The sequence below is a fragment of the Agromyces salentinus genome (assembly GCF_009749395.1).
Lineage (GTDB): Bacteria > Actinomycetota > Actinomycetes > Actinomycetales > Microbacteriaceae > Agromyces > Agromyces salentinus.
Genome location: NZ_WBIR01000020.1, coordinates 36617 through 51434 on the forward strand (window position 1 = coordinate 36617; position 14818 = coordinate 51434).

The 14818-nt window shown below is 70.8% G+C and carries 11 protein-coding genes; 9 read left to right on the top strand and 2 right to left on the bottom strand.

The genetic code is table 11. The annotated features are described in order from the left end of the window. Positions 1-156: 156 nt before the first annotated feature. The 5 genes from GQQ95_RS16375 to GQQ95_RS16395 all read left to right on the top strand — a co-directional run bounded on the left by GQQ95_RS16375 (position 157) and on the right by GQQ95_RS16395 (position 8216). Positions 157-1464, top strand: coding sequence for an ABC transporter substrate-binding protein (locus tag GQQ95_RS16375; RefSeq protein ID WP_157428690.1), 1308 nt, complete (start codon positions 157-159; stop codon positions 1462-1464). Between the two features lie 73 nt (positions 1465-1537). Continuing rightward, positions 1538-2422 (top strand): carbohydrate ABC transporter permease, encoded by an 885-nt coding sequence (locus GQQ95_RS16380; RefSeq protein WP_157428691.1) that lies wholly within the window; start codon positions 1538-1540, stop codon positions 2420-2422. Positions 2423-2425: 3 nt separating this feature from the next. Further along, positions 2426-3292, top strand: coding sequence for a carbohydrate ABC transporter permease (locus tag GQQ95_RS16385; protein ID WP_157428692.1), 867 nt, complete (start codon positions 2426-2428; stop codon positions 3290-3292). Continuing rightward, a complete protein-coding gene (locus GQQ95_RS16390) occupies positions 3289-5940 on the top strand; it encodes a family 78 glycoside hydrolase catalytic domain (protein WP_157428693.1) in 2652 nt (883 codons plus the stop codon). The genes GQQ95_RS16385 and GQQ95_RS16390 overlap by 4 nt, the downstream gene beginning before the upstream one ends. Then, positions 5937-8216: a glycoside hydrolase family 3 protein gene (locus GQQ95_RS16395; protein ID WP_157428694.1), complete on the top strand. Its 2280-nt coding sequence runs from the start codon at positions 5937-5939 to the stop codon at positions 8214-8216. The genes GQQ95_RS16390 and GQQ95_RS16395 overlap by 4 nt, the downstream gene beginning before the upstream one ends. On the opposite strand, the gene GQQ95_RS16400 is transcribed toward GQQ95_RS16395, so the two are convergent. Then, entirely contained in the window at positions 8125-9021 is an 897-nt protein-coding gene (locus GQQ95_RS16400) for an IclR family transcriptional regulator (RefSeq protein WP_157428695.1), read from the bottom strand. The two genes, GQQ95_RS16395 and GQQ95_RS16400, sit on opposite strands and share 92 nt — an antisense overlap. Before the next feature lie 126 nt (positions 9022-9147). Here GQQ95_RS16400 and GQQ95_RS16405 point away from each other — a divergent pair, with 126 nt between their 5' ends. From GQQ95_RS16405 to GQQ95_RS16420, 4 genes are all read left to right on the top strand, one after another. Beyond that, positions 9148-10116, top strand: a complete 969-nt coding sequence (locus GQQ95_RS16405; RefSeq protein ID WP_157428696.1) for a PDR/VanB family oxidoreductase — start codon at positions 9148-9150, stop codon at positions 10114-10116. An 83-nt stretch (positions 10117-10199) separates the two neighbouring features. Next, entirely contained in the window at positions 10200-11414 is a 1215-nt protein-coding gene (locus GQQ95_RS16410) for a cytochrome P450 (protein ID WP_157428697.1), read from the top strand. After that, positions 11411-12244 carry an SDR family NAD(P)-dependent oxidoreductase gene (locus GQQ95_RS16415; protein WP_246205643.1) on the top strand — a complete coding sequence of 278 codons (834 nt, stop codon included), beginning with the start codon at positions 11411-11413 and terminating at the stop codon, positions 12242-12244. Before GQQ95_RS16410 ends, GQQ95_RS16415 begins: the two co-directional genes overlap by 4 nt. Before the next feature lie 46 nt (positions 12245-12290). Further along, complete coding sequence (locus GQQ95_RS16420) at positions 12291-13535, top strand: MFS transporter (RefSeq protein WP_157428698.1); 1245 nt, start codon at positions 12291-12293, stop codon at positions 13533-13535. Between the two features lie 80 nt (positions 13536-13615). On the opposite strand, the gene GQQ95_RS16425 is transcribed toward GQQ95_RS16420, so the two are convergent. Then, a complete protein-coding gene (locus GQQ95_RS16425; protein WP_157428699.1) occupies positions 13616-14650 on the bottom strand; it encodes a VOC family protein in 1035 nt (344 codons plus the stop codon). Positions 14651-14818 lie beyond the last annotated feature (168 nt).

Genomic DNA, 14818 nt, shown 5'->3' on the forward strand with positions numbered 1-14818 from the left:
ACCGCGGGCTTCCGCGGGTATCCACCCCCGTGATAGGCGCTATCACGATGGCAGGGGCGGAAAATCCGCTCCGAACAGGGCGGAGAACGAATCGCCCGCCTAGCATCCTCTTGCAGCGCTACAACTCGAGAGCGCGGCCGCATTCAAGGAGGAACTGTGACCACAGCACGTACCCGGGCACGACGATTCGTCCCGCTCATCGCAGGACTGGGCGCCACTGCGCTCCTGCTCTCCGCCTGTTCGGGCGACAGCGGCGGCGGCGACGCGACGGCGCCGACCGACTTCACCTACCTGTCGTTCGCGGAGAACACGAGCATCCAGGACACGCTGACCTCGCTCAGCACGGGCAGCTGCTCGGCCGAGGAGGAGGCGCTCCCGCTCGACATCACCACGCAGCCCCAGGCCAGCTACGACCAGCAGCTGCAGTTGCTGGCCGGCCAGGACGCCCTGCCGGTGCTCTTCGCGAGCGGCAACTCGCCGCAGGTCGCGAAGGACCTCAACGACGGCGGCAAGCTCGTCGACGTGGAGGCCGCGCTCGAGGAGCTCGGCCAGACCGACGCGATCATCCCCGCCGCACGCTCGACCGTCGAGGCGCTCTACGGCGGCGACGTCTTCGTGCTGCCGACCGAGTTCAACGTCGAGGGCATCTGGTACAACAAGGCCCTGTTCGCCGAGAACGGCATCGAGGAGCCCACCACGTGGGATGAGCTGACCGCGGCGGCGGCGACGCTGAGCGCCGCCGGCGTCACCCCGTTCTCGGCCGACGGCCAGGACGGCTGGCCGCTCACCCGCCTCGTCGGCAACTACCTCTTCCGCACGATCGGCCCGGACGCGCTGCAGAAGGTCATCGACGGCGACGCCTCGCTCACGGATCCCGAGTACGTCGAGGCCGCCGCGGCCGTCGCCGAGCTCGGCGAGGCCGGCTACTTCGGCCCGTCGGTCGGCTCGATCGACTACATGACCGCCGTGAACCAGTTCCTGACGGGGGAGGCGGGCATGTTCTACATGGGCAGCTGGATCCTCGCGAACTTCAACGACCCCGAGCAGAACAAGATCGGCGCGGAGAACATCGGCTTCATGCCGTTCCCCGAGGTCGAGGGCGGCGAAGGCAGCCGCGACCAGCTCGCCGCCAACGTCGGCGTGCCGCTCGCGCTGTCGGAGGCCAGCTACGGCGAGGACGTCTCGGCGTGGCTCGACTGCTTCGCGGAGAACTTCGGCTCCACCTCGCTCGGTGAGCAGGGCGTCATCACCGGCTTCGCCGTGAACGAGCCCGTCGAGGACCTGCCGCCGCTCACGCAGGCCGTGCAGGAGCGCATCGACCAGACGACGCAGAGCGTGCTCTGGTTCGAGGCGCTGTTCAACGCGAAGGCCGCCGCAACGAGCCAGACGAACGCGTCGCAGCTCGTGACCGGTGCGATCTCGCCCGAGGAGTTCATGGAGATGGTCCAGGCGGACCTGAACTAGCTCCTCACCCGAACAGGCCGGGGGCCGCGCCCCCGCGCGACCCCCGGCCCACATCCCGATCGAAAGCACCCCTGTGAACCGCGTCCTCGGCGACCCGCGCGCCATCCTCGTCCTCCTGGGCCCCGCCCTGCTCGTCTACACGCTCGTGATGCTCGTGCCGATCTTCTGGTCGCTCGGCTACACGGTGTTCGAAGGCAACCCGATCACGGGCTTCGAGTTCGTCGGCCTCGACAACTTCGTCGCGCTGGCCAACGACCCGAAGATCGCCGACGCGCTCGTGTTCACCCTCAAGTACGCCGTCGTGCTGACCATCGCCCAGGTCGGCTTCGGCTACCTCCTCGCCCTGATCTACGTGTTCTGGCTCCGCAAGGCGTCGAGCCTCGTCCGAACCCTCGCGTTCTTCCCGGTCGTGCTGCCGACCGTCGCGGTCGCCCTGCTCTTCCAGGAGCTCTTCAAGATCGCCCCGGTCAACGGCCTCGTGAACGACCTGCTGAACCTCGCCGGCATCCCCTCGGTCGACTGGTTCGCCTCGCCGGACACCGCGTTCCTCGTCCTCATCCTCATGGACCTCTGGCGCTCGATGGGCTTCTACGCCGTGCTGCTGTACGCCGGCCTCGTCGACATCCCCGACGACCTGTTCGAGTCCGCGCGGCTCGACGGGGCATCCGGCTGGCGGCTCGTGCGGCACATCGTGATCCCGCTCTCGCTGCCCGTGCTGCTCTCCTCGATCATCTTCAGCGTCAACGGCACCCTGAAGGTCTTCGACTCGGTGCTCGCGCTGACCGGCGGCGGGCCCGGCAATACGACCACCCCGCTGACGCTGTACATGTACCAGACCTCGTTCACCTACGGCGAGTACGGGTACGGGAGCTCGATCGCCCTGCTGCTGACGATCATCTGCCTGCTCGTCACGATCTTCATCTTCCGTTCCTCGCGCCGCGATCTGACCAAGGGCTGAACCATGACCGCCACCTTCACCGATCGCTCGCCCCGCCTCATCCGCTTCGCGCGGCGCGTGCCCGTCTGGATCATCATCGGCCTCCTGCTGGTCGTCGTGGTCTACCCGCTCTTCTGGCTCCTCACCGGCTCGCTGAAGACGCAGGAGGAGTTCCTCAACAACCCGACGTGGGCGCTGCCGGAGGACTGGACCAACTTCAGCAACTACGTCGAGGCGTGGACCACCGGCAACCTCGACGTGTACATCCGCAACAGCATCCTCGCGGTCGTGCCCGCGCTGTTCTTCACCATCGTGTTCGGCGTGGCCGCCGGCTTCGCGCTCGAGGTGATGGTCTGGAAGGGCCGCGGACCGGTGCTGCTCGCGTTCCTCGCGGGCATCATGATCCCGGGCCAGATGATCCTGCTCCCGCTGTTCACGATCTACTTCCGGGCGGGCCTCACCGGCTCGCTCTGGCCGCTCATCATCACGTACACGGCCATCGGGCTGCCGCTCACGGTCTTCATGATGGCGACCTACTTCCGCAGCGTGCCGCGCGAGGTCTTCGAGGCCGCGACCCTCGACGGGGCCAACATCTTCCGGATGTTCTGGACCATCGGCTTCCCGCTCGTGCGCAACGCGATCTTCACCGTCGCGCTCGTGCAGTTCTTCTTCATCTGGAACGACCTGCTCATCGCGCTCACGTTCACGACGCGCGACGACCTCCGCACCATCCAGGTGGGCCTGCTGAACTTCACCGGCCAGTTCGGGCAGGTCCAGTACGGGCCGACGTTCGCGGCCATCGCGGTCAACGTCATCGGCACCCTCGCCATCTACCTCTTCCTGAACCAGCGCGTGATGAAGGGCCTCACGGCCGGCTCGGTGAAGGGATGACCCGCGTCGACCGGCTGCGCGTCGAGCACGCCGCGCAGGCCCTCGGCATCGGCGTCGCGACGCCGCGGCTGAGCTGGATCGTCGAGGGCGGACGCGAGCAGCGCGCCTACGACCTCGAGGTCCGTTTCGCCGGGGCGGATGACGCGACCATCGTCTCCGTGGAATCGGGGGACTCGCTCCACCGGCCGTGGCCGGCGCGCCCGCTCCGGTCTCGGGAGGCGGCGGTCGTGCGGGTCAGAGCCCACCTCGTCGGCGTGGACGCCCCGACCGCGTGGAGCGAGCCCGTGCACGTCGAGGCGGGCCTGCTCGACCCGTCCGACTGGACCGTCGACTGGGTGTCCCCGTCGCTCGAGGCGCCGCACGAGGGTGCGCGTCCGGCGACGCTCCTGCGGGCCGAGTTCGACGTGACGGGCACGATTCGCCGCGCACGTGCCTACGTCACCGCGCATGGCGTGTACGACCTCGAGGTGAACGGCTCGGCGGCATCCGACGAGGTGCTCGCGCCGGGCTGGTCGAGCTATCGCCATCGTCTCCGCTACCGGACCCTCGACGTCACCGAGGCCCTCACGGGGGGGCGGAACGCGATCGGCGCCTGGCTCGCCGACGGCTGGTACCGCGGACGCCTCGGCTTCAACGGCGGCCTCTGGGACAACTACGGCACGGATGTCGCGCTCCTGCTCCAGCTCGAGGTCGAGGACGACCTGGGGGCGCGTGTGGTGCCGCTGCACTGGACGCACGCGCCGGCGCCGATCGTCGCGACCGGGCTGTACGAAGGGGAGCGCCACGATGCCCGGCTCGAGCAGGCCGGCTGGTCGAGGCCGGGGTTCGATGCCGCGGCATGGGACGTGCCGGACATCCTGCCGCGGACGCAGTTCACCGCCGAACTCGAATCGCCGACGGGACCGCCCGTGCGGGTGATCGAGGCGATCGCGCCGGTCACGGCCGAGCGGCGGGACGACGGCAGGCTGCTCCTCGACTTCGGCCAGAACATCGCCGGGAAGCTGCGGATCACCGTCGCGGGGGTACCGGGGGAGACGCTCACGATCCGCCACGCCGAGGTGCTCGACGATGGCGAGCTCGCGCTCCGGCCGTTGCGGACGGCGACGGCGGAGGACGAGTTCACCTTCGCGACCGACCGGCCGATCACGTGGACCCCGCGCTTCACGCTGCACGGGTTCCGCTACGCGGAGATCAGCGGATGGCCGGCAGGTGCCGGCGCGGACGGCATCGAGGCGCTCGTCGTGCACTCCGACATGCGCAGGACCGGATGGTTCGAGACCGATCATCCGCTCCTCGACCGGTTCCACGAGAACGTGGTCTGGAGCATGCGCGACAACTTCGTCGACCTGCCCACCGACTGCCCGCAGCGCGACGAGCGACTCGGCTGGAGCGGGGACATCCAGGTGTTCGCGCCGACGGCGGCGCACCTGTTCGACGCGACCGGCGTGCTCGAGAACTGGCTCCGCGACCTCGCGGCCGAGCAGCGCGCGACCGGCTCGGTGCTGAACTTCCACCCCTGGATCGATTGCGGGTTCCCAGCCGACCCGGCGGCGGCGTGGGGGGATGCCGCCGTGATCGTGCCGTGGACGCTCTACCGCCGCACCGGCGACCTCGACCTCCTGCGCACCCACTTCGACAGCATGCGGGCGTGGGTCGACCAGGTCTTCGCCCTGACGCACGAGACGGGCCACTGGAACGAGGGCTTCCAGCTCGGCGACTGGCTCGACCCGGCCGCGCCGCCCGAGCGCCCCGGCGATTCGCGGACGGATGCCACGCTGGTCGCCACGGCATATCACGCCCGCACCGCGAGGCTCGTGCTCGCGGCGGCGGAGCTGCTGGACGACACCGAGGCGGTCGCGAGGTACGCGCGCATCGCGGACCTCGCGGAGGCCGCGTTCCGGACCAACTACGTCGCCCCGGCGGGCCGCGTCGTGAGCGATACCGTCACGGCGCTCTCCGTCGCGATCGCGTTCGGGCTGCTCGAGGGCGACCAGATGCGCGAGGCGGGCGATCGGCTCGCCGAACTCGTCGCCGAGGGCGACCACCTGATCGCGACGGGCTTCGTCGGAACGCCGATCGTCTGCGACGCGCTCGCCGCGACCGGGCACCTCGACGACGCGTACCACCTGCTCCTGCGCACCGAGGCGCCGTCGTGGCTCTACGCCGTGACGATGGGCGCGACCACGGTCTGGGAGCGATGGGACAGCATGCTGCCCGACGGCAGCATCAACCCCGGGGAGATGACCTCGTTCAACCACTATGCGCTCGGCGCCGTCGCGGACTTCCTGCACCGGGTCGTCGGCGGCCTCGCCGAACTCGAACCCGGGTACCGGCGCGTGCGCATCGCGCCGCGACCGGGCGGAGGCCTCGGGCACGCGGCCGTCCGCCACGACAGCCCGTTCGGGACGATCTCGTGCGACTGGATCCGCGAGGGCGGCCGCATGTGCGTCGACGTCGTGATCCCGGCCGGGGTCACGGCCGAGATCTCGATGCCCGACGGCCGCGACCGGGTCGAGGTCGTCGGCGCCGGTGCGCACCGCTTCGAGTTCGACCATCGCGCTGCGGACCTCGACCCGCCGCGCCCGCGCCGATGGAACATCCACAACCCCGAGGAGCGGGCGCAGATGATCCTGGAGGGCGCGGAATGAGCGCGGGCACCGAGCACACGGCCGGCGAGCTCGCCGCCGGACTCCCGCTCGAGGAGGCGGCGAGCCTGCTCTCGGGTGCGGACTTCGCGTCGACGACGGCGTTGCCGGAACGCGGCATCCGGGGCGTGACCATGACGGACGGCTCGAACGGCCTCGCGATGAACCTGTCCGATTGGTCGGGCAAGGTGCCGGCGACCTGCTTCCCGACGTCGTCGGCGATGGCCGCGACCTGGGATCCGGAGCTCGTCGAGCGGGTCGCTGGCGCGATCGCCGACGAGGCTCGTGCCGCGGGCGCAGACGTCCTGCTCAGCCCGGGCATCAACCTCAAGCGCTCGCCGCTCGGTGGCCGAAACTTCGAGTACCTCTCGGAGGACCCGCTGCTCACCGCGCGCATGGCGACGGCCTTCGTCCGCGGCGTGCAGGGTGCGGGCGTCGGGGCGTGCGTCAAGCACTTCGCCGTGAACAACCAGGAGACCGACCGGATGCGCGTGAGCGCCGAGGTCTCCGAGCGCGCGCTGCGCGAGCTCTACCTCGCCGCATTCGAGGCCGTCGTCACCGAGGCGAAGCCGTGGCTCGTCATGGCCTCCTACAACCGGGTCAACGGGACGTACGTGACCGAGGACGAGCGACTGCTCACCGGCGTCCTGCGGGAGGAGTGGGGCTTCGACGGCGTCGTCGTCTCGGACTGGGGCGCGGTCGAGGACCGGGTGCGCGCCGTCGGGGCGGGGCTCGACCTCGAGATGCCGTCGACCTCCGGGGCCTCCGACGCGCAGGTGGTCGCCGCCGTGCGCTCGGGGGCGCTCGACGACGCGGTCGTCCGCCGGTCCGCGGCCAGGGTCGTCGAGCTCGCTCGCCGGGTGGAGCGGCGTCCGGCCGCGCGACCCGTCGACCGGGTCGCCGCGGCCGAGCTCGCCGTGGAGGCCGCCCGTGCGGCGGCGGTGCTCCTCAGGAACGAACGGAGCGTGCTGCCGGTGGCAGCCACCACCCGCCTCGCCGTGCTCGGGTCCCTCGCCCTCGAACCCCGCATCCAGGGCGGCGGCAGCGCCGGCGTGAACGCCCCGCCGGCCGGATCCCTCGTCGACGAGCTGCGACGCCACGTCGGCGCCGTGGACCATGCGCCGGGCTACCACCCGGACGCGGTGACGACGACCGACGAGCTCCTCGATGCCGCGGTGCGCGTCGCCGCGGCATCCGAGGTCGCGGTCGTCGTCGTGGGCCTGCCCGAGAGCGCCGAGTCGGAGGGCTACGACCGCGCGACGATCGACCTGCCGGAGGCGCAGCTGCGCCTGCTCAGCCGCGTCGCGCTCGTCGCCCCCAGCACGGTCGTCGTCGTGATCGCGGGCGGCGTGGTGAGCCTCGAACCGTGGCGGCCGTCGGTCGATGCGATCCTCCTCGCGGGGCTCGCCGGCCAAGGGGTCTCGGTGGCGCTCGCCGACCTGCTCGTCGGGGCGGCGTCGCCGTCGGGCCGGCTCGCGGAGACGATGCCGCTGGCGCTCGGCGACTCGCCGAGCTTCCTGAGCTTCCCCGGCGAGGGTGGCCGCAGCATCTACGGCGAGGGCGTCTTCGTCGGGTACCGGGGCCACGACGCCGCCGGCGGCGCGGTCGCCTACCCCTTCGGGCACGGCCTCGCGTACACCTCCTTCGAGTTCGAGGACGGCGTCGTCGAACCCGTCGGCGATGGGTGGACGGCGAGTGCCACCGTGCGGAACACGGGCTCCCGACCCGGTCGCGCCGTCGTGCAGGTCTACGTCGCGCCGCCGGATGCCCCGGTCCGCCGCCCCGAGCGGACCCTCGCCGGGTTCGCGGGGATCGAACTCGAGCCCGATGAGTCTGGCCGGGTCTCCATCGCGGTCGGGCGGCGTTCGGTCCAGCGTTGGGACGAGGCGAGCGGGCGATGGGTCGTCGACGGGGGTTCGCACGACTTCGCCTTCGCGGCCTCCTCGCGGGACCTGCGGCTCAGCGTTCCCGTCGAGATCGCCGGTACTCCGGCCGACCTGCCGCTCACCCGCGATTCGACGCTCGTCGAGTGGCTCGAGCATCCCGTTGCCGGGGAGCTGCTGCTCGAGGAGCTCCGCGACGCCGACCGGACGGGCGCCACGCTCGGCATGCTGACGAATCCCACCGCGGTGCTCATGATCGGCGGGATGCCGATCCACCGGCTCGCCGTCGACGCCGGCAATGCGCTCAGCGAGGAGCTGCTCGAACGCGTTCGGGTGCGTTCGCTCGCCGGTTCGCCGGAGCGGCGAGGAACTGCATCGACTCCTGCGATGAGTTGACGAGCGTCCGGTAGCGACCGCCGGGACTCGCCTCGGGGTGGCTCTGCGGCAGCGCAGCCGACCGCAGGGCCCCCGAGATCCCCGCGGCGGTGGAGCGAAGTGCGTCGACCAGCGGCATCCATGGGTCCTCGTCGTTGGGCACGACGGCGCCGACCGACGCGACGGTCTCGCCCGCGGCGCCCGTGATCGGCACCGCGATGCCGCGGGCGCTCGGGTGGATGTACCCGTCGGCGACGGCGAAGCCCTGCGCGCGAACGCGGTGGAGCTCGCGACGGAGCTCCGCGGCATCCGCGATGGTGGCGTCGGTGATCGAACGCAGCGGGCCGGCGAGCACCTCGTCGCGCGTCGCGGCGTCGGCATCGGCGAGGAGCACGAGCCCCGCGGCCGAGGCATGCAGTGGAAGTCGCCCGCCGATGATCGTCGCGTTCACGACCGCGTCACGGCTGCTGAGCCGCTCGAGGAAGAGCACGTCGCCGCCGCTCAGGATGCCGAGCTGCACGTGCTGGCCGAGCAGGGCGTGCACCTCCTGGAGGTGGGGCATCGCGATCTCCCGCAGCCCGAGCGCACCGGGGGTGCGGCAGGCCAGCTCCCAGAGCCGCACCCCGAGGCGGTAGGTGCGGTCGGTGCCGCGCTCGACGAGGCCCTGTTCCGCGAGGTCGGCGAGCAGGGCGTGCGCGGTGCCCACCGGCAGACCGCTGCGACGCGCGAGCTCGGACAGGGTGAGGAACGGGGCGTCGACCGTGAAGGCGTCGAGCAGTTGCAGCTGACGACTCAGCGTCGATCGACCCGCGGATGCGCGCGCCATGGGCGACCTCCTCTCCACGCCCGAGCCTAGCCGAGCTTCGAATCATTCGAAATCTCCGACTGCAGGCGAGTGCGCCCGCCTACGGTATGCCTACCGATGGTCGACGACGACAGGAAGGCGGGGCAGATGCCGAGTCAGACCGGGACCGATGTGCTGGCCGTTGCCTCCAAGACGCGGGCCGCGGACGGGGTCGTCTCCCTCGTCTTGCGCCGACCCGACGGCGGTCGTCTTCCCGATTGGACGCCGGGGGCGCACCTCGACCTGGTGCTGCCCGACGGGTCCACGCGGCAGTACTCGCTGCACGGCGACCCGCGCGAACCTGACGCGTATCGCATCGCGGTCCTCCGAGAGCCCGAGGGCCGAGGGGGCTCCCGCTTCATCCATCACGAGCTTCGCCAGGGCGACTTCGTCGGGTTCGGCGGCCCGCGGAACACCTTCCGCCTGACCCCCGCACCGTCGTTCGCCTTCATCGCCGGTGGCATCGGCATCACCCCGATGCTCCCGATGCTCCGCGCTGCCGACCTGCTCGGCGCCGACTGGCGCCTGCTCTACCTCGGCCGCTCGCGGTCGAGCATGGCCTTCCTCGAGGAGCTCGAAGTCCATGGCGACAGGATCACGGTCGGCGTCTCCGACGAGCATGGGCCCACCGACATCCGCTCCTGGCTCGAGTCCGGGCCGGCTGCCGCGTCGCCGGCGGACACGAAGCTCTACGCCTGCGGGCCGATGCGTCTCATCGACGCGGTCTCCGAACTCGCGGCCGACCGTCGGCCGGGCTGGACCAGGGTCGAGCGCTTCGCGGCGGTCGACCGCGCCGAACCCGTGCGGACGACCCCGTTCGAGGTCGAGGTCGCCGGCACTGGGCGAAGCATCCGGGTCGCGCCGGGAGTGCCGGTCGTCGAGGCACTGCGGAGCGCCGGCTTCGACCTGCTCACCTCGTGCTCCCGCGGCGTCTGCGGTACCTGCGAGACCCGCGTGGTCGAGGGAGTGCCCGACCATCGCGACTCGATCCTCGACGACGCCGAGCGGGCTGACGGCACCTGCTTCTTCCCGTGCGTCTCGCGGGCGAAGAGCGACCGGCTCGTGATCTCCCTCTGATTCCGCTCCGAACCCTCGCCCGACGCGGCCTGCCCACCGACGCCGCCCCACCCCGACCCCCCGTCTCGACGAAGAGAGCCCTCATGACGACTCGCACGCCATCACTCGCCACGGCGATTCCCACCACCGACGAGGACCCGTTCGGCCGCGAGGTCCTCGCCGATCCGCTGCCGTTCCAGCATCGCCTGCGCGAAGCGGGGGAGGTCGTGCTCCTCGAGCGATACGGGGTCTACGCGATGGGACGCTACGAGACCGTCCGTGCCGCCTTGCTCGACTGGCAGGGGTTCGAGTCCTCGGCCGGCGTCGGGATCACCGACTTCCGGAGCGAGACGCCGTGGCGTCCGCCGAGCCTGCTGCTCGAAGCGGATCCGCCGCATCATGATGCGCCACGGTCGGTGCTCGAGAAGATCCTCGGCCCGCGCGAACTCCGAGAGTTGGCGCCCGGCTGGGAAGCCGATGCCGAGGTGCTCGTGGACGAGGTGCTCGCACGGGGCACGGAGCTCGACGCCGTCGAGGCGTTCGCGGAGGCATTCCCGCTCCGGGTGTTCCCCGACGCCGTCGGGATCCCCGACGAGGGGCGCGAGCACCTCCTGCCGTATGGCGACCACCTGTTCAACAGCTTCGGGCCCGAGAACTTCCTCGTGCAGCACGGTGCACCGCACATCGGCGAGCATTCGGCCTGGGTGAACGCGCAGTGCGCGCGCGACCGCCTGAGCCCGGGCGGATTCGGGTCGGCGATCTGGGCGGCCGCCGACCGCGGTGACCTGTCCGTCGACCAGGCGCCGCTCATCGTGCGGTCGCTGCTCTCTGCGGGGGTGGACACCACGGTGCACGCCATCGGGGCGGTCCTGCATGCGTTCGCGACGCATCCGGACGCATGGGCGCAGTTGCGTGCCGATCCGTCGCTCGCGCGGGTGGCCTTCGACGAGGCGATCCGGCTCGAGGCCCCCGTGCAGACGTTCTTCCGGACGACCACGAGGGACATCGAGCTCGGCGGAGTGCGGATCCCGGCCCGCCGGAAGATCCTGATGTTCCTGGGCTCCGCCAATGCCGACCCGAGGCGATGGGTGGACCCGGAGCGGTTCGACCTCTCCCGCGACCCCTCGGGCCACGTCGGCTTCGGCATGGGGATCCACCAGTGCGTCGGCCAGCACGTCGCCCGGCTCGAGGCGACCTCGCTCATCACGGCGTTGGCGCGACGGGTCGAGTCGATCGAGCTCCTCGGCGAGCCGGAGCGCCACCTCAACAACACGCTCCGCGCCTGGAAACGCATGCCGATCCGAGTGACGTTCACGTGAACGACGAGCCAAGGACCGAACCCGCGGCCGTGCGCGGCGGAGCGCGTGCGGACGGACACGGAGGGCGCAACTACGTGGTCACCGGAGCGGCATCGGGAATCGGCGCAGCGTGCGCCGCCCTGCTCTCCCGGCGCGGAGCGCACGTCATCATGGCGGACGTGCAGTGGGACGGCGGTCCCGACGCGGAGCCCTGCGTGGGATCCCGGCCCGGCCAGGAGCGGATCGAACTCGACGTCGCCGATCCATCAGCATGGCGCGCACTCGCCGACCGCCTCCGTGACGCCCGGGGGGTGATGCACGGGCTTGTGAATGCCGCGGGCATCACGCGTCGAGCTCGTCTCGCAGACGCCACCCCCGCTGACTTCGAGGCCGCGTTCTCGGTGAACACCGTGGGACCCGTCCTCGGCATCCAGGCGATCGCACCAGTCATGGATACGAGCGGCTCGATCGTGAACATCGGTTCCGCGGCGGGCTTCTCAGCGCACTACGGGATCGCATACGGAGCAAGCAAGTGGGCGATTCGAGGCGTGACGAAGTCGGCCGCGATCGAGCTCGCGGCTCGCGGCATCCGCGTCAACCTGGTGAGTCCGGGCTACGTCGAGACCCCGATGACCGCATCGGCATCCGACGCGTTCAGGGCGGCGAGCGTCGCGTCCACGCCCATGGGACGGGCCGGCAGGCCCGACGAGGTCGCCGAGATCGTCGCGATGCTGCTGTCGCCCTCGGCCTCGTACATCACGTCGGCCGAGATCGCCGTCGACGGCGGCCTGGTCGGCCACGGTGGCGGACTGGCACTCGCACGGGCCGTCGACGCGACCGCACCGGACTGATGAGGCCCCGAATGAGCCCGGATCGCATCGCCACCGGGACTGCGTGATGGGCCACCGTGCCGCCGAACGACGCGCGGACCCCACCCACCGTCGTGCCGGAGCCTCGCAGGCCGCCCCGCTCCTGGCCGCGAGCTGCATGCCCGTGCTCGGATCGGTGCTGATCACGCCGGTGCTGCCGCAACTCTCGGCGCATTTCGGCGCTGCGCCGATGTCGGCGGTCCTCGTTCCGATGATCGTGGTGCTCCCTGCCCTGATGATCGCCCTGTTCGCGCCGTTCGCCGGGCAGATCGTCGATCGGTTCGGCCGCAAGCCGCTGCTGTTCTGGGCGTTGATCGCCTATGCAGCGGTCGGAACGGTGCCCGCGTGGTTCGACGACCTCGGCGTGATCCTCGCGAGCCGTGTGCTGGTCGGAATCTGCGAGGCGGCCATCATGACGGCGTGCACCACCCTGCTCGTGGACTACTTCCCCGGCGAGCGGCGACGCAACCGCTACCTCGCCCTGCAGACGGTGGTGACGACGATCGCGGCCACGGCGTTCATCCTCCTCGGCGGAGCGCTCGGCTGGGTGGGCTGGCAGACACCGTTCTGGGTGTACGCGGTCAGCTTGATCATCGCCTCCGTCATGTCGACGCTCCTCTGGGAGCCGAGCGACGCCGACGCCGACGCCAGGATGATCGAGGCCCACTCGTTCTCCGCCGGAAGGTTCCGGCCCAGAGGGCGCGTTCCGTGGGAGCGGATCGGCGTGCCCCTCCTGGTCAGCGTCTTCGGCGGGTTCACCTTCTACGTGATGGTGCTCGAGGTCGGCTATCTCGTCGTCGGAACCGGAGTCGCGATCGATGACACGCACGTCATCGGCTGGGTCGCCGCGGTGTGCTCGCTTGCCACGGTGCTCGGCGGACTCTCATTCCCGCGCGTCTCCCGGCTGCCCCGAGGCTTCTTCCTGCCGGCGGCGTTCGTCCTCCAAGGCGTCGGGATGCTGGCCGTCTGGCTCGTGCCGTCCGGCGGCGTCATCTTCGGAGCCGTGCTGGCGTCGTTCGGCTCCGGGCTCCTCCTGCCCGCGTTGATCACCTGGGTCGTCTCGGCGGCGAACTTCGGCGACCGCGGCCGGATCACGGGCCTGTGGACCGCCGCCTTCTTCTTCGGCCAGTTCCTGACGCCGATCGGCATGGCTGCAGTGACGGCGGGGGTCGGATCACTGACCGCAGCAGTGGGCGTCGTCGGCGTCGTCGCCGTCGTGATCGCATTCGCGGTCGCCGCAGCGCTGCTTCCGTCGGCATCGGACCCGGGCTGATCCTTCGTGCACCGCGTGACGAACGAAGGCCGCCCGAACCCCGTCGCGGGGTCGGGCGGCCTCGTGCGGCCCGCGTCGGATCAGCCGCGACCCTGCTTCGCGTACGGGTTCGCGAGCGCGTCGGCGATGATCTCCTCGGCGGTGTCGGGGTGCAGGCCCTCCTCGGTGGCCGATGGCGCGGCATCCGGGGGGAACGATTCGGTCATCGACATCGGCATGGCGCCGTTGCGGTAGAGGTTGTTCGAGCCCTGCGAGGGCTTCCAGTCGTTCGGCTGCCAGTCGGGCACGTAGTTGCGGTAGCCGCCCGTGTTGACCTCGATGCGCATGCCGCTCGGGTCGCGGAAGTAGAGGAAGTTCTGCTCGCCGATGCCGTGGATCGACGGGCCGTACTCGATCTCGACGCCGTTCTCCATGAGCACGTCGGCCGCCTGGAGCAGGTCTTCACGGGTGTCGACCCAGAACGCGTAGTGGTTCACGCGGCCGGGGCGCTGCGAGGTGTCGAGCACGACGGCGAGGTCGTGCGACTTCTCGTTCGTCGTGATGACGCCGAAGACGGTGATGGGGGCCTCGTCGAGCACGGTGTACGCCATGATGCGGAAGCCGAGCACGTCGCGGTACCACTCGGCGAACCCGCGCACGTCGCGGGCCGCGACCGTGACGTGGTCGAGGAAGCGCGGGCCGACGGCGTGCCGCGTGCGTCGTTCGGGACGGTCGGGGAAGATCGAGGCGAACTCGCCCTCGCCGCGGTACTTGTCGACGTCCCAGAACAGCTTCATCGTGTGGCCGAAGGGGCCGGTGAAGGTGTACGACCGGCCGTGGCCGAAGCCCGAGTCGTGCCAGACGCCTGCGACACCGGCGGCCTCGATGCGGCGGGCCGCCTCGTCGAGGGCCTCGTCGCTCGTGGTGCGCCAGGCCATCTCGACGAGCGCCGGCTCGGCCCCGTGCGAGATCACGAGGCTGTAGTCGTAGTAGTCGCCCCACGAGCGCAGGTACGTCTTGCCGCCCTCGCTCGCGATCGCGCGGACGCCAACGAGACGCTCGTAGAAGGCGACGGATGCCGCGGGGTCGGGCGCCGCGATCTCGACGTGCGCGAGGTGGGAGAGGAGTTTGATCATCGTTGATCCTTCGGTCGTTCCGATTGGGCTGTGCGCACGTGGCGCCACAGGACCACCCTGCGGTCGGCCATGAGTATCCGGGAAGGTGAATCTGCGGATACCGCACATCGACCGCAGTGATACGCGCCGACCCCGACGCTCGAGGCGTGGAGGTATCAGGCCGGCTGA